General features: G+C 68.8%; 27 protein-coding genes. All 27 read right to left on the bottom strand.

Annotated elements, in window-relative coordinates:
* Positions 1-101: 101 nt before the first annotated feature.
* The gene (locus ACFP3R_RS07985) at positions 102-968 is read right to left on the bottom strand and encodes a DUF1707 SHOCT-like domain-containing protein (protein WP_380634292.1); all 867 of its coding nucleotides are present in this window, start codon (positions 966-968) and stop codon (positions 102-104) included.
* A 165-nt stretch (positions 969-1,133) separates the two neighbouring features.
* A complete protein-coding gene (map, locus tag ACFP3R_RS07990; RefSeq protein WP_380634294.1) occupies positions 1,134-1,907 on the bottom strand; it encodes a type I methionyl aminopeptidase in 774 nt (257 codons plus the stop codon).
* A gap of 47 nt (positions 1,908-1,954) precedes the next feature.
* Positions 1,955-2,506, bottom strand: coding sequence for an adenylate kinase (locus ACFP3R_RS07995; RefSeq protein ID WP_380634296.1), 552 nt, complete (start codon positions 2,504-2,506; stop codon positions 1,955-1,957).
* Positions 2,506-3,816 carry a preprotein translocase subunit SecY gene (gene secY / locus ACFP3R_RS08000; protein ID WP_380634298.1) on the bottom strand — a complete coding sequence of 437 codons (1,311 nt, stop codon included), beginning with the start codon at positions 3,814-3,816 and terminating at the stop codon, positions 2,506-2,508. Before secY ends, ACFP3R_RS07995 begins: the two co-directional genes overlap by 1 nt.
* A 282-nt stretch (positions 3,817-4,098) precedes the next feature.
* Positions 4,099-4,338, bottom strand: coding sequence for a hypothetical protein (locus ACFP3R_RS08005; RefSeq protein ID WP_380634299.1), 240 nt, complete (start codon positions 4,336-4,338; stop codon positions 4,099-4,101).
* A 662-nt stretch (positions 4,339-5,000) separates the two neighbouring features.
* Complete coding sequence (gene rplO / locus ACFP3R_RS08010) at positions 5,001-5,444, bottom strand: 50S ribosomal protein L15 (RefSeq protein WP_380634300.1); 444 nt, start codon at positions 5,442-5,444, stop codon at positions 5,001-5,003.
* The gene (rpmD, locus tag ACFP3R_RS08015; RefSeq protein WP_033428588.1) at positions 5,441-5,626 is read right to left on the bottom strand and encodes a 50S ribosomal protein L30; all 186 of its coding nucleotides are present in this window, start codon (positions 5,624-5,626) and stop codon (positions 5,441-5,443) included. Before rpmD ends, rplO begins: the two co-directional genes overlap by 4 nt.
* A gap of 1 nt (position 5,627) precedes the next feature.
* Entirely contained in the window at positions 5,628-6,236 is a 609-nt protein-coding gene (gene rpsE, locus ACFP3R_RS08020; protein ID WP_037330379.1) for a 30S ribosomal protein S5, read from the bottom strand.
* Between the two features lie 34 nt (positions 6,237-6,270).
* A complete protein-coding gene (gene rplR / locus ACFP3R_RS08025; RefSeq protein WP_380634301.1) occupies positions 6,271-6,684 on the bottom strand; it encodes a 50S ribosomal protein L18 in 414 nt (137 codons plus the stop codon).
* A gap of 1 nt (position 6,685) precedes the next feature.
* Positions 6,686-7,225 (bottom strand): 50S ribosomal protein L6, encoded by a 540-nt coding sequence (gene rplF / locus ACFP3R_RS08030; RefSeq protein WP_380634302.1) that lies wholly within the window; start codon positions 7,223-7,225, stop codon positions 6,686-6,688.
* 16 nt (positions 7,226-7,241) lie between these two features.
* Positions 7,242-7,640, bottom strand: a complete 399-nt coding sequence (gene rpsH, locus ACFP3R_RS08035) for a 30S ribosomal protein S8 (protein ID WP_344036131.1) — start codon at positions 7,638-7,640, stop codon at positions 7,242-7,244.
* A 136-nt stretch (positions 7,641-7,776) separates the two neighbouring features.
* The gene (locus tag ACFP3R_RS08040; protein WP_053715226.1) at positions 7,777-7,962 is read right to left on the bottom strand and encodes a type Z 30S ribosomal protein S14; all 186 of its coding nucleotides are present in this window, start codon (positions 7,960-7,962) and stop codon (positions 7,777-7,779) included.
* A gap of 1 nt (position 7,963) precedes the next feature.
* Positions 7,964-8,527 carry a 50S ribosomal protein L5 gene (gene rplE / locus ACFP3R_RS08045; RefSeq protein WP_380634304.1) on the bottom strand — a complete coding sequence of 188 codons (564 nt, stop codon included), beginning with the start codon at positions 8,525-8,527 and terminating at the stop codon, positions 7,964-7,966.
* Positions 8,527-8,841, bottom strand: coding sequence for a 50S ribosomal protein L24 (gene rplX / locus ACFP3R_RS08050; protein ID WP_344036135.1), 315 nt, complete (start codon positions 8,839-8,841; stop codon positions 8,527-8,529). The genes rplE and rplX overlap by 1 nt, the downstream gene beginning before the upstream one ends.
* A 2-nt stretch (positions 8,842-8,843) precedes the next feature.
* On the bottom strand, positions 8,844-9,212 hold the full coding sequence (gene rplN, locus ACFP3R_RS08055) for a 50S ribosomal protein L14 (protein WP_015805282.1): 369 nt from the start codon (positions 9,210-9,212) through the stop codon (positions 8,844-8,846).
* Between the two features lie 63 nt (positions 9,213-9,275).
* A complete protein-coding gene (gene rpsQ, locus ACFP3R_RS08060; protein WP_380634305.1) occupies positions 9,276-9,560 on the bottom strand; it encodes a 30S ribosomal protein S17 in 285 nt (94 codons plus the stop codon).
* A complete protein-coding gene (rpmC, locus tag ACFP3R_RS08065) occupies positions 9,557-9,805 on the bottom strand; it encodes a 50S ribosomal protein L29 (protein WP_380634307.1) in 249 nt (82 codons plus the stop codon). Before rpmC ends, rpsQ begins: the two co-directional genes overlap by 4 nt.
* The gene (rplP, locus tag ACFP3R_RS08070) at positions 9,805-10,224 is read right to left on the bottom strand and encodes a 50S ribosomal protein L16 (protein WP_033436719.1); all 420 of its coding nucleotides are present in this window, start codon (positions 10,222-10,224) and stop codon (positions 9,805-9,807) included. The genes rpmC and rplP overlap by 1 nt, the downstream gene beginning before the upstream one ends.
* 3 nt (positions 10,225-10,227) lie before the next feature.
* Complete coding sequence (gene rpsC / locus ACFP3R_RS08075) at positions 10,228-11,070, bottom strand: 30S ribosomal protein S3 (protein ID WP_344036139.1); 843 nt, start codon at positions 11,068-11,070, stop codon at positions 10,228-10,230.
* Positions 11,070-11,468 carry a 50S ribosomal protein L22 gene (gene rplV, locus ACFP3R_RS08080; RefSeq protein ID WP_344036140.1) on the bottom strand — a complete coding sequence of 133 codons (399 nt, stop codon included), beginning with the start codon at positions 11,466-11,468 and terminating at the stop codon, positions 11,070-11,072. Before rplV ends, rpsC begins: the two co-directional genes overlap by 1 nt.
* Before the next feature lie 36 nt (positions 11,469-11,504).
* Positions 11,505-11,786 (bottom strand): 30S ribosomal protein S19, encoded by a 282-nt coding sequence (gene rpsS / locus ACFP3R_RS08085; protein ID WP_015105260.1) that lies wholly within the window; start codon positions 11,784-11,786, stop codon positions 11,505-11,507.
* Positions 11,787-11,804: 18 nt separating this feature from the next.
* A complete protein-coding gene (gene rplB, locus ACFP3R_RS08090; protein WP_380634309.1) occupies positions 11,805-12,641 on the bottom strand; it encodes a 50S ribosomal protein L2 in 837 nt (278 codons plus the stop codon).
* A gap of 22 nt (positions 12,642-12,663) precedes the next feature.
* Complete coding sequence (gene rplW / locus ACFP3R_RS08095) at positions 12,664-12,963, bottom strand: 50S ribosomal protein L23 (RefSeq protein ID WP_073885918.1); 300 nt, start codon at positions 12,961-12,963, stop codon at positions 12,664-12,666.
* On the bottom strand, positions 12,960-13,652 hold the full coding sequence (rplD, locus tag ACFP3R_RS08100) for a 50S ribosomal protein L4 (protein ID WP_380634311.1): 693 nt from the start codon (positions 13,650-13,652) through the stop codon (positions 12,960-12,962). The genes rplW and rplD overlap by 4 nt, the downstream gene beginning before the upstream one ends.
* A gap of 2 nt (positions 13,653-13,654) precedes the next feature.
* Complete coding sequence (rplC, locus tag ACFP3R_RS08105; RefSeq protein ID WP_380634312.1) at positions 13,655-14,305, bottom strand: 50S ribosomal protein L3; 651 nt, start codon at positions 14,303-14,305, stop codon at positions 13,655-13,657.
* Positions 14,306-14,357: 52 nt separating this feature from the next.
* A complete protein-coding gene (gene rpsJ, locus ACFP3R_RS08110; protein ID WP_003938093.1) occupies positions 14,358-14,663 on the bottom strand; it encodes a 30S ribosomal protein S10 in 306 nt (101 codons plus the stop codon).
* 329 nt (positions 14,664-14,992) lie between these two features.
* A complete protein-coding gene (tuf, locus tag ACFP3R_RS08115) occupies positions 14,993-16,186 on the bottom strand; it encodes an elongation factor Tu (RefSeq protein WP_380634313.1) in 1,194 nt (397 codons plus the stop codon).
* Between the last annotated feature and the right edge of the window lie 64 nt (positions 16,187-16,250).

Raw genomic sequence — 16,250 nt, forward strand, 5'->3', positions numbered from 1 at the left:
CTCCGGATAAGGCCCTTGCGAACCCTTGTCACCCACCAGGGGAAGCCCCGGGCATGACGGAACCGGCGCGACGTGTGCGCCACCCGTCCATAGTACGCGCGTTACCGCCGAAGCCCAAATCGGACCAGGTGGGCGGTGAGGACCACGATGCCGAGCGGGCCGGCCACCCACAGCCACCACGGGTAGACGGACGTCTCGGACGTGCCGTTGATGATGCCCCAGATGAGGAGGTTGATCGCGCTGGCGAACAGCCACACGACGGTCAGCACGGTGAGGAAGACGGTCGCCTTGCCGCGCTTCTCGGGCACGGGCGGGGGCTCGCGGCGCGGGCGCTGGGGCTGCCGCTGCGACGACGGGGCGTAGCCGGTGCCGGCGGGGGCGCCGTAGCCGGTGCCCTGGTCGTACCCGGTGTCCCGGTCGTAGCCGGGGTCGCGGTCGGCGTGCGCGTCCGGACCGATCCGGGCGCCCGCGGGGGCGCGGCCCGAGGAGCCGCCGGCCGCCGGCCCGTCCTGCCACACCGGGGTGGGCTTGGCGTCCGCGGCCCGGTCGTCCCGGTCGTCCCGGCCGCCGGGGGTCGAGGCGTCCTGCCACACCGGGGCCGGTCGCCCGCTCCCGGCCTGCTCCTGGCCGTCGACCGGGGCGCTGCGCCACACCGGGGCGGCGTTCGGGTCGTCCTGGACCGGCACCGGCCGGCTCTGCCAGAGGGGCTCGGGGCGGTCGCCGCCCGCACCGCCGGGGAGCGGCCGGTCCCGGTCCGCCGGGGACGGGCCCCGGTCGGGGCCCCGGTCCGGGTCCGGCAGGTCGGCGGTGAGGTCGCGCAGCTCGGCGTAGCTGCGGGCGTCCTGGACGGCCCGGCTCCGCTCGTCGAACTCGGTCCGGGTGAGCCGGCCCTCGGCGTGGGCCTTGGCCAACCGCGCGACCACCACACCGCGATCGTCGTCCGCGGCCTTGAAGTGTGACTCGGTCATGGGCTGCGCACTTCCTCCGGGCGACAGGCGACGAGGCCGTTGCTGTCCGTTACGCGGTCAGCCTACGCCCGTAGCGTCCCCCGAGGGGGCCGATGATCCACAGCACAAGACGGTTTCACGAAGCTGTCACTCGTTCAGCGGATATTGGTCACCCGTTGGAGCGATTCACTCCTCCGGCGCGGTCAGCACCCACGGGCCGTCCTCGGTGATGGCCACCGAGTGCTCCCAGTGGGCGGCGCGCGAACCGTCGGCGGTGACGACGGTCCAGCCGTCCTCCAGCTCGACCGTGCGCCGGCCGCCCAGGGTCAGCATCGGCTCGATGGCGATCGCCATGCCGACCTTCAGCCTGGGGCCCTTGCCCGGCTTGCCCTCGTTGGGCAGGAACGGGTCCATGTGCATCTTCGTGCCGATGCCGTGGCCGCCGTAGCCGTCGACGATGCCGTAGTCCACGCCGTGCTCGTCGCCCGCCTGGGTGGTGGCCGACTCGATGGCGAAGGAGATGTCGCCGAGCTTCTTGCCGGGCACGGCCGCCGCGATGCCCGCGAGCATCGAGCGGCGGGTGGCCTCGGACAGCTTCAGCTCGGCCTCGGTCACCGCGCCCACCGGCAGGGTGATGGCCGAGTCGCCGTGCCACCCCTCCAGGATGGCGCCGCAGTCGATCGAGATCAGGTCGCCCTCCGCGAGCACCTGGGTGCGGCTCGGGATGCCGTGGACGACCTGCTCGTTGACCGACGCGCAGATCGAGGCCGGGAAGCCGTGGTAGCCCTTGAACGACGGGATGGCCCCGGCGTCCCGGATCGTCTGCTCGGCGAGCTCGTCCAGCTCCGCGGTGCTGACCCCGGCCTTGGTGTGCGCGGTCAGCGCCACGAGCGTGCGCGCCACGACCAGGCCGGCGGCCCTCATGGCCTCCAGCTGGCCGCGGCTCTTGATCTCGATCATGCGGTCACGGCCTGGTACCACGCGCCGTAGGGCATCGACAACACCGTTCACTTCACGTCGCGCAGCGCGCGGATGGCCCGTTCGCTGATCTCTTCCACCTCGCCGACCGCGTCGATCGGCACGACGACGTCGGCGTAGTGGTCGAGCAGCGGTGCGGTCTCCGTCCGGTACACCTGCTGGCGGTGCCGGATCACGTCTTCCTTGTCGTCCGTGCGGCCGCGGGCGAGCAGGCGCTCGACCACGACGTCCTCGTCGACCCGGAACTCCAGCACCGCGTCGAGCGAGTGGCCGGCCGCCGCCAGCATCTCGCCGAGCACGCCCGCCTGGGCGACGTTGCGCGGGAAGCCGTCGAGCAGGAACCCGCCGGTCGCGTCCGCCTGGGCGAGCCGCTCGCGGACCATCTCGTTGGTCACCTCGTCCGGGACGAGCTCACCGGAGTCCAGGTACTCCTGGACCTCCTTGCCGAGGTCGGTCTGCTGGCTGATGTGAGCGCGGAAGAGGTCCCCGGTGGAGATGTGCGGCACGCCGAGCTTGCTGCTGAGCAGCTGGGCCTGCGTGCCCTTGCCCGCTCCGGGCGGGCCGACGAGAACGATTCGCACTAGCGGAGGAACCCTTCGTAGTTGCGCTGCATGAGCTGGCTCTCGATCTGCTTCACGGTGTCGAGACCGACACCGACCATGATCAGCACCGCGGTGCCGCCGAACGGGAAGTTCTGGTTCTGGCCCTGACCGGTGAGGTCGAGGAACAGGTTCGGCAGGATGGCCACGATGCCCAGGTAGAGCGAGCCGGGCAGCGTGATCCGCCCCAAGACGAAGCGGAGGTACTCGGCGGTGGGTCGACCCGGTCGGATGCCCGGGATGAACCCACCGAACTTCTTCATCTCGTCGGCGCGCTCGTCCGGGTTGAACGTGATGCCGACGTAGAAGTAGGTGAAGAAGACGATCAGCAGGAAGTAGAGCGCGATGTGCACCGGGCTCGACTGGCTCACCAGGTGCGTCTGCACGAAGGTCTCCCACCAGCTCGGCGCGGAACCGTCGGTGGAGGCGGTCAGGCGCGCGATGAGGTCCGGGAGGTAGAGCAGCGACGAGGCGAAGATGACCGGGATGACACCGGCCTGGTTCACCTTGAGCGGCAGGTAGGTCGAGGTGCCGCCGTACATCCGGCGGCCGATCATGCGCTTCGCGTACTGGACCGGGATCCGGCGCTGGGCCTGCTCGACGTAGATGACGCTGGCGATGATCAGCAGGGCCGCGAGGCAGACCAGGAAGAAGGTGAGGCCACCGCGGTCCCAGATGATCTTGCCCTCGATCGGGATGCGGGCCGCGATGCCGCAGAAGATCAGCAGCGACATGCCGTTGCCGATGCCCTTCTCGGTGATGATCTCACCGAGCCACATGATCACGCTGGTGCCGGCGGTCATCACGACCACGAGGACGACCAGGTTGAAGATGCTCTCGTCCGGGATGACCGGGACGGGGCAGTTGGCGAACAGCTGGTCCCGCACGGCCAGGGCGATGATGCCCGTGGACTGGAGGACCGCCAGCGCGATGGTCAGGTAGCGGGTGTACTGGGTCAGCTTGCCCTGACCCGCCTGCCCTTCCTTCTTCAGCTGCTCGAACCGCGGGATGACCACGGTGAGCAGCTGGACGATGATGCTCGCGGTGATGTAGGGCATGATGCCCAGCGCGAAGATCGACAGGTTGAGCAGCGCACCGCCGCTGAACAGGTTGATCAGCGAGTACACGCCTTGCTGGTCGACCGATTCGATGCACTGTTTGACGTTCTTGAAGGAGACGCCCGGCGCGGGCATGGTCGCACCCAACCGGAACACCACGACGATCCCCAGGGTGAAGAGGATCTTCTTGCGTAGGTCCGGCGTCGCGAGAGCCGAGCGGAATGCGCCGAGCACGCGAACCTCCATCAGCGTTGCCGCCCCGCCTGGGTCGGCATCCGTGCGGTACCGGCTGTGTTGCCGGCACAGTCTTGCGGTCGTCCCGCCGGCCAACGCCGACGGTGGCGGAAGCGACGGGTAGCCGCGACCGACCCGGAGGACATCCGGGTTCAGCCCGCGACTCTAACAGCCGCGAGGCGGATCGCCGTAGCCAGTCGTCATACACAGTTGGTACCTGATCGACTACGCGTGCTCGCAAGCCGCCGAACGGATCAAGTTCGACGGCCCGCGGCTCCGGGTTCACGTCCGGGGAACGGCCGAAGCGCCCGCCGTCCCCGGCAGGACCGCCCCGGTGGCCTCGCCCGGGCGGGCCTCGGCGCGCCGGGTCGGGCCGGCCCTGCGGGTGCCCGCACCGACCGCGCCGCAGGCGGTCCCGGCGAGCACGGCCGGCTGGAGCGGGATGGACCCGCGCGCCGGGTCGACGAACCGCGGGACGAAGGCGGTGAAGATCAGCACCACCCCGGGGTCGGAGATCGCCACCAGGAACTCCCCGCACGGCGGATCGGTGCCGCCAGCAGCGCTTTCCCCGCCCGGACCGGCGGCGAGGACCCGGACCGCGGGTTACCCCGGGCAGTCCACCCCGACCCACTCGGTGATCGTCAACGCGAGGCGGCTCGGAACCAACCCGGGCCAAAACCCGACCACCACACCGCCGGCCTGCCCAACAACGCCCCTCCGTCCCCCACGACCTCGACAGGACCGTGCTGACCGGAGTTGGCACATCCCCAGGAGCTTGTCGGCGCCCAGGATCAACGCGCCCACCACCAGGGGCACCGAAGAAGACGACGAGCCACACGCCCGCACGCCAACCCACCGGCACACCCGGTTTCCGCCCTGCGCGAACGTCTCACTTGGCCAACCGGCAACGGTCAACCGCGAGTCGTACGTCCACGCCCACCGTGTCGTACGTTCCGGACCCCCGAGTTTAACATTCGCGTCGCTCCGTACCTGGTCAGCGATTACCCGCGGGTAACCCCGAGGTGGACGCGAACGTTGAACTCACCCGTCCTGAACGTACGACACGGTGGGTCTGAACGTACGACTCGCGGGGTCTGGAGGTACGACTCGCGAGGGAGGGGGGAAGTGGAACGGCCCCCGGAGCTGGGCTCCGGGGGCCGTTCTCGGGTGAGGTGACCTGGTGGTCAGAGCTCGACGGTCGTGCCGCCCGCGGCCGCGATCTTGTCGACCGCGCTGCCGGAGAACTTGTTGGCGACGACATCGACCTTGACGCCGTTGAGGTCGCCGTTGCCGAGGACCTTCACCAGCTGGTTCTTGCGGACCAGGCCGGCGTTGATCAGGGCGTCCACGTCCACCCGACCACCGTCGGGGAACAGGCGCGCGATGTCGCCCACGTTCACCACCTGGTACTCGGTGCGGAACGGGTTGCGGAAGCCCTTCAGCTTCGGCAGCCGCATGTGCAGCGGCATCTGGCCACCCTCGAAGCGCGGCGAGACGTTCTTCCGCGCGCCGGTGCCCTTGGTGCCTCGGCCCGCGGTCTTGCCCTTGGAGCCCTCACCGCGACCCACACGGGTCTTCGCGGTCTTGGCGCCGGGAGCCGGACGCAGGTCGTGGATCTTGATGGTCACGACTGGACCTCCTCGACGACCACCAGGTGGCGCACGGCGTGGATCAGGCCGCGGACCTGCGGCGTGTCCTCGCGGACCACCGACTGGCGGATCTTGCGCAACCCCAGGGTCCGGAGGGACTCACGGTGGTTGTGCTTGGTACCGATGCTGCTCTTGACCTGGGTCACCTTGAGCTGAGCCACGTCAGACCCCCGCCCCTGCGCGAGCGCGCAGCATGCCGGCGGGCGCCACGTCCTCCAGGGGGAGGCCGCGGCGCGCGGCCACCTCCTCCGGACGCTGGAGGCCCTTCAGGGCGGCCACGGTGGCGTGCACGATGTTGATGGCGTTGTCGGAGCCCAGCGACTTGCTCAGCACGTCGTGGACACCGGCGCACTCCAGCACCGCGCGGACCGCGCCACCGGCGATGACGCCGGTACCGGCCGAAGCCGGGCGCAGCAGCACGACACCGGCCGCCTTCTCGCCCTGCACCGGGTGGGGGATCGTGCCCGCGATGCGGGGGACGCGGAAGAAGTTCTTCTTCGCCTCCTCCACACCCTTGGCGATCGCCGCCGGCACTTCCTTGGCCTTGCCGTAGCCGACACCGACCATGCCGTCGCCGTCACCGACCACGACGAGGGCGGTGAAGCTGAACCGACGACCACCCTTCACGACCTTGGAGACGCGGTTGATCGCAACCACGCGCTCCAGGTGCGGGGTCTTCTCCTGGGCCGCGCCGCCGCGGCCGCCGTCACGACGGTCGCGACGCTCACCGCGCTCGCCCCCGCCGCCTTCGCGACGCGTGCGTCCTGGCATCAGGCGTCCCTCTCAATTCCGAAGATGTGCATTGTCAGAACTCCAGCCCCGCCTCACGGGCGGCATCGGCCAGAGCCGCGATCCGGCCGTGGTAGGCGTTGCCGCCCCGGTCGAACACGACCTTGGAGACACCGGCCTCCTTCGCGCGGGCGGCGACCAGCTGGCCGACCTTCGCCGCGCGGGCCTTCTTGTCGCCGTCGACCGCCCGGACGTCTGCCTCCACCGAGGAGGCGGCCGCCAGGGTGTGGCCCGCGAGGTCGTCGATCAGCTGCACGGAGATGTGCTTCGACGACCGGTGCACCGCCAGGCGCGGACGCTCCGCGGTGCCGCTGACCTTCTTGCGGAGGCGGAAGTGACGGCGGGTCTTGGCGACGCGGCGGGTGGTCGAGATGTCCTTGCCCACCGGCTTCCGCCCCGAAGAGGCGGACTTCGTTGCAGTCTCGCTCATGTCACTTACCCGTCTTTCCGACCTTGCGGCGGATCTTCTCGCCCGCGTACCGCACGCCCTTGCCCTTGTACGGGTCGGGCTTGCGCAGCTTGCGGATGTTGGCGGCGACTTCGCCCACGAGCTGCTTGTCGATGCCGGCCACGGAGAAGCGGGTGGGGGTCTCCACCGCGAAGGTGATGCCCTCGGGGGCCTCGACCTTCACCGGGTGGCTGTAGCCCAGCGCGAACTCCAGGTCGGAGCCCTTGAGCGCCACGCGGTAGCCGACCCCGTGGATCTCCATCTTCTTCTCGTAGCCCTGCGTCACGCCGACGACCATGTTCTGCACCAGCGTGCGGGACAGGCCGTGGAGCGAGCGGCTGCGGCGCTCGTCGTTCGGGCGCTTGACCTCGAGGGTGCCGTCCTCGGCCTTCTCGATGATGATCGGCTCGGCGATGGTCAGCGACAGGGTGCCCTTCGGCCCCTTGACGTTGACCTCCCGGCCCGCGATGTTCACGTCGACCCCGGAGGGGACGGTGATCGGCAACTTCCCGATGCGCGACATGCCTGGTCCCCCTCCCTTACCAGACGTAGGCGAGGACTTCGCCGCCCACGCCGGACTTGTTGGCCTGACGGTCGGTCATGAGACCGCCAGAGGTCGAGATGATCGCGACGCCCAGACCACCGAGGACCTTCGGCAGGTTGGTCGACTTCGCGTAGACGCGCAGACCGGGCTTCGACACGCGGCGGAGGCCGGCGATGCTGCGCTCCCGGTTCGGGCCGTACTTCAGCTCGATCACCAGGTTCTTGGCAACCTCGCCCTGCTCATCGCCGTAGCTCGCGATGTAGCCCTCGCGCTTGAGGATCTCGGCGATGTTGGCCTTCAACTTCGAGTGCGGCATCACGACCTTGTCGTGGTAAGCCGAGTTCGCGTTCCGCAGACGCGTCAACATGTCTGCGATCGGGTCGGTCATCGTCATGGTGACCTGGTCAACCTTTCTCGCTGCGGTTCCCCAGTCAGGGTCCGCGGCTCGGTGCGGGTGTCCCGCGGGAGCCGGGTCGTGAGCGGGCCTACAGCGAAGTGGAGTGAGAAAAAAACCTGCCGCCGTGCTGGGACTACCAGCTGGACTTGCTCACACCGGGCAGCTCGCCCCGGTGGGCCATCTCACGGAGGCAGATCCGGCACAGGCCGAACTTGCGGAACACCGAGTGCGGGCGCCCGCAGCGCTGGCAGCGGGTGTAGCCCCGCACCTTGAACTTCGGCTTGGCCGCGGCCTTGTTGATCAGCGCCTTCTTGGCCATGTCAGTTCTCCCTGAACGGGAAGCCCAGGAGCTTCAGCAGCGCCCGGCCCTCCTCGTCGTTCGTGGCGGTGGTGACGACCGTGATGTCCATGCCGCGGGGGCGGTCGATGGCGTCCGGGTCGATCTCGTGGAACATCGACTGCTCGTTGAGACCGAACGTGTAGTTCCCGTTGCCGTCGAACTGCTTGCCCGACAGGCCGCGGAAGTCACGGATTCGCGGGAGGGCGATCGTCAGCAGCCGGTCCAGGAACTCCCACATGCGGTCGCCGCGCAGCGTGACGCGCGCGCCGATCGGCATGCCCTCGCGCAGCTTGAACTGCGCGATGGACTTGCGGGCCCGACGGACCTCGGGGCGCTGACCGGTGATGATCGCCAGGTCGCGCACGGCGCCCTCGATCAGCTTGCCGTCGCGGGCGGCGTCGCCGACACCCATGTTCACGACGACCTTCACCACGCCGGGGGTCTGCATGACGTTGGCGTACTCGAACTGCTTGCGCAGCTCGGCCGCGATCTCCTCGCGGTACCGCGTCTTGAGCCGCGGCGTGGTCTTCTCTGCGGTGGTCATCAGATGTCCTTCCCGTTACGACGGGAAATGCGGACCCGCTTGCCCTCGTCGTTCGTCCGGTAACCAACGCGGGTCGGCTTGCCGTCCGAGTCGACCACCATCACGTTGGACACGTGGATGGGGGCCTCCTGGGTCACGATGCCGCCCGACTGCGCGCCGCGCTGGGTCTGCGTGATCCGGGTGTGCTTCTTGATGCGGTTGACGCCCTCGACCAGGACCCGGTTGTCGGCGGGGTACGCCTGGATGACCTTGCCCCGCGCGCCCTTGTCCTTGCCGGCGATGACCACGACGGTGTCGCCCTTCTTGACCTTCATGGTCAGAGCACCTCCGGCGCCAACGAGATGATCTTCATGAACTTCTTGTCGCGCAGCTCGCGACCGACCGGGCCGAAGATGCGGGTGCCGCGCGGCTCGTTGTCGTTCTTGATCAGCACCGCGGCGTTCTCGTCGAACCGGATGTACGAGCCGTCGGGACGGCGCTTCTCCTTGACGGTGCGGACGACGACGGCCTTGACCACGTCGCCCTTCTTCACGCCGGCACCGGGGATGGCCTGCTTCACCGTCGCGACGATGATGTCCCCGATACCCGCGTAGCGGCGGCCGGAGCCACCGAGAACACGGATGCAAAGGATTTCCTTCGCACCGGTGTTGTCGGCGACGCGCAGCCGCGACTCCTGCTGGATCACTTACTTCTCCTGACCATTCCTGGCCCGCCAGATTTCCGACCTGACAGGCTCGGTCTTACAGCTCTACTTGGCCTTCTCGAGGACCTCGACGAGGCGCCACCGCTTGGTCGCCGACAGCGGCCGGGTCTCCATCAGCAGGACGCGGTCGCCGACACCGGCGGTGTTCTGCTCGTCGTGCGCCTTCACCTTGGTGGTGGAGCGCATGACCTTGGAGTAGCGGCGGTGCTTCTTGCGGTCCTCGACCGCGACGACGATCGTCTTGTCCATCTTGTCGGACACGACGTAGCCCTCGCGGACCTTGCGGTCGTTGCGCGACTCGGTCCCGGTCACTTCGTTGCTCTCGCTCATGCCGCACCCTCACCAGTGGAAACCGCGTCGGGAGAGGACGACAGGCCCAGCTCCCGCTCCCGCATCACGGTGTAGACCCGGGCGATCTCGTTCCGGACCGTCCGCAGGCGGCGGTTGTTGTCGAGCTGCCCGGTGGCCATCTGGAAGCGGAGGTTGAACAGCTCCTCCTTCGCCTCCCTCAGGCGCAGCACGAGCTCTTCCTCGGTGAGCTCACGCAGCTCGGAAGCGGTGGTACCCGCTGCCATCAGAACTCACCACCCTCACGCGTGACGATGCGGCACTTCATCGGGAGCTTGTGGATCGCGCGGCGGAGCGCCTCGCGGGCCACGGCCTCGTTCGGGAAGCTCATCTCGAAGAGCACCCGACCCGGCTTGACGTTGGCCACCCACCACTCCGGGGAGCCCTTGCCGGAACCCATGCGGGTCTCGGCGGGCTTCTTGGTCAGCGGGCGGTCCGGGAAGATGTTGATCCAGACCTTGCCACCACGGCGGATGTGCCGGGTGATGGCGATACGAGCCGACTCGATCTGCCGGTTGGTCACGTAGGCCGGCTCCAGCGCCTGGATGCCGAACTCACCGAAGGTGACCCTCGTACCGCCCTTGGCAGCACCGGACCGACCGGGGTGGTGCTGCTTGCGGTGCTTGACCCTGCGCGGGATGAGCACTACTCAGCCCTCCGTCTTCGCGACGTCCGGGGCGTTGCTCGCGGCAACGTCACCGGTCGTCTGGTCACTGGCCTGCGCGGCGCGTCCCGCCTCGGTGCTCGTCGCGGTGGTGCCGCTGGCACCGGAACGACGGGCCCGGTTCGGGCGCTCACCGCGGTCGCGCCGCGGCGCGCGCTCGGCCGACGGCGCGGCGTCGCGCTCGCGCTTGGCGGAGATGCCGCCGACCACGTCGCCCTTGTAGATCCACACCTTCACGCCGATCCGGCCGAACGTGGTGCGGGCCTCGAAGAAGCCGTAGTCGATGTCGGCGCGCAGCGTGTGCAGCGGCACCCGACCGTCGCGGTAGTGCTCCGAGCGGGACATCTCGGCGCCGCCGAGACGGCCGCCGCACTGCACGCGGATGCCCTTGACCTGCGGCGAGCGCATGGCCGACTGGATCGCCTTGCGCATCGCGCGGCGGAAGGCCACGCGGTTGGACAGCTGCTCCGCCACGCCCTGCGCGACGAGCTGCGCGTCCGACTCGGGGCTCTTCACCTCGAGGATGTTGAGCTGCACCTGCTTCTTGGTGAGCTTCTCCAGCTCACCGCGGATGCGGTCGGCCTCGGCGCCGCGGCGACCGATGACGATGCCCGGCCGGGCGGTGTGGATGTCGACGCGGACCCGGTCACGGGTGCGCTCGATCTCCACCTTGGAAATGCCGGCACGCTCCATGCCCTTCGAGAGCAGCTTCCGGATCTTGACATCCTCGGCCACGTACTCGGCGTACTGCTTGTCGGCGTACCAGCGGGACTTCCAGTCGGTGGTGATCCCCAGCCGGAAGCCGTGCGGGTTGATCTTCTGGCCCACTACCGGTTCCCCTTCGCGCTGGTCTTCTTGGGACGGCTCTCCACCTCGACGGTGATGTGGCTCGTCCGCTTGCGGATCCGGTAAGCGCGGCCCTGGGCGCGCGGGCGGAACCGCTTGAGGGTCGGACCCTCGTCCACGTAGACCTTCGACACCCACAGGGTGTCGGGGTCGAGGGACAGGTTGTTCTCGGCGTTGGCCACGGCGCTCGCGAGCACCTTGCGGACCGGCTCAGATGCCGCCTGCGGCGCGAACTGGAGCACGGCCAGGGCCTCGCTGGCGCTACGACCCCTGATGAGCTCGACGACGCGACGCACCTTCATCGGCGTGTCGCGGACGTAGCGAGCCCGAGCCACGGCGCGCGGGAGCTCCGGCGCTTCGGCTTCGTTGCGGGCGTTCATCGCTGCTTCCCCTTGCTCTTCCTCTAGTTCGTCGCCTTAACGGCGGCGCGACTTCCGGTCGTCCTTGATGTGACCCTTGAACGTGCGGGTCGGGGCGAACTCGCCGAGCTTGTGCCCGACCATCGCCTCCGTGACGAACACCGGCACGTGCTTGCGGCCGTCGTGCACCGCGATCGTGTGGCCCAGCATGTCGGGGATGATCGTCGACCGGCGGGACCAGGTCTTGATGACGGTCTTCTTGCCCGACTCGTTGAGGACGTCCACCTTCTTGAGCAGGTGGTCGTCCACGAAGGGGCCCTTCTTAAGGCTGCGAGGCATCCTTCACTCCCTCCCTGCTCAGCGCTTCTTACCGGTGCGACGACGCCGGACGATGAGCTTGTCGCTTGGCTTGTTGCGGCGGCGCGTGCGGCCCTCGGGCTTACCGGCCGGGTTCACCGGGTGGCGACCACCGGAGGTCTTGCCCTCACCACCACCGTGCGGGTGGTCGACCGGGTTCATGGCGACACCGCGGACGGTGGGCTTCCGACCCTTCCAGCGCATGCGGCCGGCCTTGCCCCAGTTGATGTTCTGGTGCTCGGCGTTGCCGACCTCGCCGACCGTGGCGCGGCACCGGACGTCCACGTTGCGGATCTCGCCCGAGGGCATCCGCAGCTGGGCGTAGGGGCCGTCCTTGGCCACGAGCTGCACGCTGGCGCCGGCCGAGCGGGCGATCTTCGCGCCGCCGCCCGGGCGGAGCTCGATCGCGTGGATGACCGTGCCGACCGGGATGTTGCGCAGCGGCAGGTTGTTGCCCGGCTTGATGTCGGCCTTGGGGCCGTTCTCGATCCGGTCGCCCTGCTGCAGCTTCGACGGCGCGATGATGTAGCGCTTCTCGCCGTCGGCGTAGTGCAGCAGCGCGATGCGCGCGGTGCGGTTGGGGTCGTACTCGATGTGCGCGACCTTGGCCGGCACGCCGTCCTTGTCGGTGCGGCGGAAGTCGATCAGGCGGTACGCCCGCTTGTGACCGCCGCCCTTGTGTCGGGTGGTGATCTTGCCCGACGCGTTGCGGCCACCGCGGCCGTGCAGCGGGCGGATCAGCGACTTCTCCGGCGTCGACCGAGTGATCTCGGCGAAGTCGGAGACGCTCGCACCGCGACGACCCGGAGTCGTCGGCTTGTACTTGCGAATGCCCATCTCTACGCAGTCCTCGTCGTCATCAGGCGGCCGGGCCGCCGAAGATCTCGATCGGCTTGCTCTCGGCGGACAGCGTCACGATGGCGCGCTTGGTGTCCTTGCGCTTGCCGTAGCCCGTCCGGGTGCGCTTGCGCTTGCCCTGGCGGTTGATCGTGTTGACGCTGACGACCTTGACGCCGAAGACCTTCTCCACGGCGATCTTGATCTGGGTCTTGTTCGAGCCGGGAGCCACCACGAAGGTGTACTTGTTCTCCTCCAGGAGCCCGTAGGACTTCTCGGAGATGACCGGCGCGAGCAGGATGTCCCTGTGGTCGGGGATCACTTGGCGGCCTCCTCGTCCACGTCGGACGCGGTGGCGGTCGCCTCGGCGGAGCCCTTGCCCTGCTGGGCCTTGCTCGCCAGGAAGACGTCGAGCGCGTCCTTGGTGAACACCACGTCGTCGTTGACCAGCACGTCGTAGGTGTTCAGCTGGTCGGGGGCGATGATGTGCACGTGCGGGAGGTTCCGCAGGCTCACCCAGGAGACCTCGTCGGTCCGCAGCAGCACCGCGAGCACGCGGCGGGCCTGCGTGACCGTCTCCAGCACCTTGCGGGCCGACTTGGTCGACGGGGCGTCGCCCGCGACGAAGCCGCTCACCACGTGCACCTGGCCGGCGCGCGCCCGGTCGGAGAGGGCACCGCGCAGGGCGGCGGCCTTCATCTTCTTGGGGGTGCGCTGCGAGTAGTCGCGCGGCTGCGGGCCGTGCACGACGCCACCACCGGCGAACTGCGGCGCGCGGGTCGAGCCCTGGCGGGCCCGGCCGGTGCCCTTCTGGCGGTACGGCTTCTTGCCACCGCCGGACACCTCGCCGCGGGTCTTCGTGGAGTGCGTGCCCTGGCGGGCCGCGGCCAGCTGGGCCACGACGACCTGGTGCAGCAGCGCCACGTTGGCCTGCGCGTCGAAGACTGCCGAGGGCAGCTCGACGGAGCCGTCGGTCGCGCCCTCCGGGGTGCGGATCTCAACGGAAGTCATGATCAGGCACCACCCTTCGCAGCGGTCTTGATGAACACGGTGCCGCCCTTGGGACCGGGAACCGCGCCCTTGATGAGCAGCAGCCCGGTCTCGGCGTCGACGCCGTGCACCTTGAGGTTCTGGGTGGTCACGCGGACGTGACCCATGCGGCCCGCCATGCGCAGGCCCTTGAACACGCGGCCGGGCGTGGCGCACCCGCCGATGGAACCGGGCGAGCGGTGCTTGCGCTGGGTGCCGTGGCTGGCGCCGAGGCCCTTGAAGCCGTGGCGCTTCATGACACCCGCGGTGCCCTTGCCCTTGCTGGTGCCGACCACGTCGACCACAGCGCCGGCCTCGAACACCTCGGCGGTGATCTCCTGGCCGACCGTGTACTCGGAAGCGTCCGTGGTGCGCAGCTCCGCCAGGTGGCGGCGCGGCGTCACGCCGGCCTTGGCGTAGTGGCCCGCGACAGGCTTGTTCACCTTGCGCGGGTCGATGGCGCCGAAGGCCAGCTGCACGGCCGAGTAGCCGTCGTTCTCCTGGGTCCGAACCTGGGTGACCACGTTCGGCTCGGCCTTGACGACGGTCACCGGGACGACCCGGTTGTTCTCGTCGAAGACCTGAGTCATGCCGAGCTTGGTGCCCAGGAGGCCCTTAACCTGCCTGTCAGACATGAGTCTCTTTGCTCTCCGCCCCAAAAGGGATCAACACTGCCGCGTCCAACGCTTACTGGATGTTGACGTCGACGCTCGCCGGCAGGTCGATGCGCATGAGCGCGTCCACCGTCTTCGGCGTCGGGTCGAGGATGTCGATCAGACGCTTGTGCGTGCGCATCTCGAAGTGCTCGCGCGAGTCCTTGTACTTGTGCGGCGAGCGGATGACGCAGTAAACGTTCTTCTCGGTGGGCAGCGGCACAGGCCCGACGACCCGAGCGCCGGTGCGCGTCACGGTCTCGACGATCTTGCGCGCGGACGCGTCGATCGCCTCGTGGTCGTAGGCCTTGAGCCGGATGCGGATCTTCTGTCCCGCCATGATGGCTTGCCGTTCCTCTGCTTCTAGTACCGCCGCGGTGCGGGCACCTTTCGCGAGGTCACGGGACCTCCGGCGCGCTCCGCCCCCTATTCAGGACTGACACCGAGCGGTGTCACGGTGCCCGGTCCACGCGGTCGGGCGTGTCGCCCGTCCGGCCATGGCCCGGTCCCACTGATGCAACCCGTGGGATCTTGTCTTGCCCGATCAAACCCCGCTCGCGACGGGGCGGCCGAGTCCAGAACTCGAACCGGCCGCCCCGACGAGCAACCCGTCAATAGTTGCACACGGAGGTGCGCGAACCAAATCCGGGGGTGAGATGTGGAGCTAGATCACTTGATGATCTTGGTGACCGAGCCCGCGCCGACGGTCCGGCCACCCTCGCGGATGGCGAACCGCAGACCCTCGTCCATGGCGATCGGCTGGATCAGCTTCACGGCCATGGAGGTGGTGTCGCCCGGCATGACCATCTCGGTGCCCTCGGGGAGGGTCACGACGCCGGTCACGTCGGTGGTGCGGAAGTAGAACTGCGGGCGGTAGTTGTTGAAGAACGGCGTGTGGCGGCCGCCCTCGTCCTTCGACAGGATGTAGACCTGCGCGTCGAACTCGGTGTGCGGGGTGGTGGTGCCCGGCTTCACGATCACCATGCCGCGCTCCACCTCCTCGCGCTTGATGCCGCGGAGCAGCAGGGCGGCGTTGTCGCCCGCGCGGCCCTCGTCGAGGAACTTCTTGAACATCTCGATCGAGGTGACAGTCGTCTTGCGCGACTGCTCCTTGATCCCGACGATCTCGACTTCCTCGTTGACCTTGATGATGCCGCGCTCGATGCGGCCGGTGACCACGGTGCCGCGGCCGGTGATGGTGAACACGTCCTCGACCGGCATCAGGAACGGCCGGTCGACCTCGCGCTCGGGCTCCGGGATGTTCTCGTCCACGGCGTCCATCAGGCCGATGAGCTTCTCGCCCCACTCGGCGTCGCCCTCCAGCGCCTTCAGCGCGGAGACGCGGACCACCGGCAGGTCGTCACCCGGGAACTCGTACTCGGAGAGCAGCTCGCGGACCTCGAGCTCGACGAGCTCCAGGATCTCCTCGTCGTCCACCATGTCGGCCTTGTTCAGGGCCACCACGATGTAGGGCACACCGACCTGGCGGGCCAGGAGCACGTGCTCCTTGGTCTGCGGCATCGGGCCGTCGGTCGCCGCGACCACCAGGATGGCGCCGTCCATCTGCGCCGCACCGGTGATCATGTTCTTGATGTAGTCGGCGTGACCGGGGCAGTCGACGTGCGCGTAGTGCCGGTTCGCGGTCTGGTACTCGATGTGCGCGATCGAGATGGTGATGCCGCGCTGCTTCTCCTCCGGCGCCTTGTCGATCTGGTCGAACGGCGTGAAGGGGTTCAGGTCCGGGAACTTGTCGTGCAGGACCTTGGAGATGGCAGCCGTCAGCGTCGTCTTACCGTGGTCGATGTGACCGATGGTGCCGATGTTGACGTGCGGCTTCGTCCGCTCGAACTTCGCCTTCGCCACTGGATTGTCCTCCTGGACTCTGTTGCTCGACCCGGCGGGCGGACTGCCGCCCGCCGGATCTCAC

Origin of the sequence: Saccharothrix lopnurensis (assembly GCF_042658445.1) — a bacterium.
In the GTDB taxonomy this organism is placed as follows: domain Bacteria; phylum Actinomycetota; class Actinomycetes; order Mycobacteriales; family Pseudonocardiaceae; genus Actinosynnema; species Actinosynnema lopnurensis.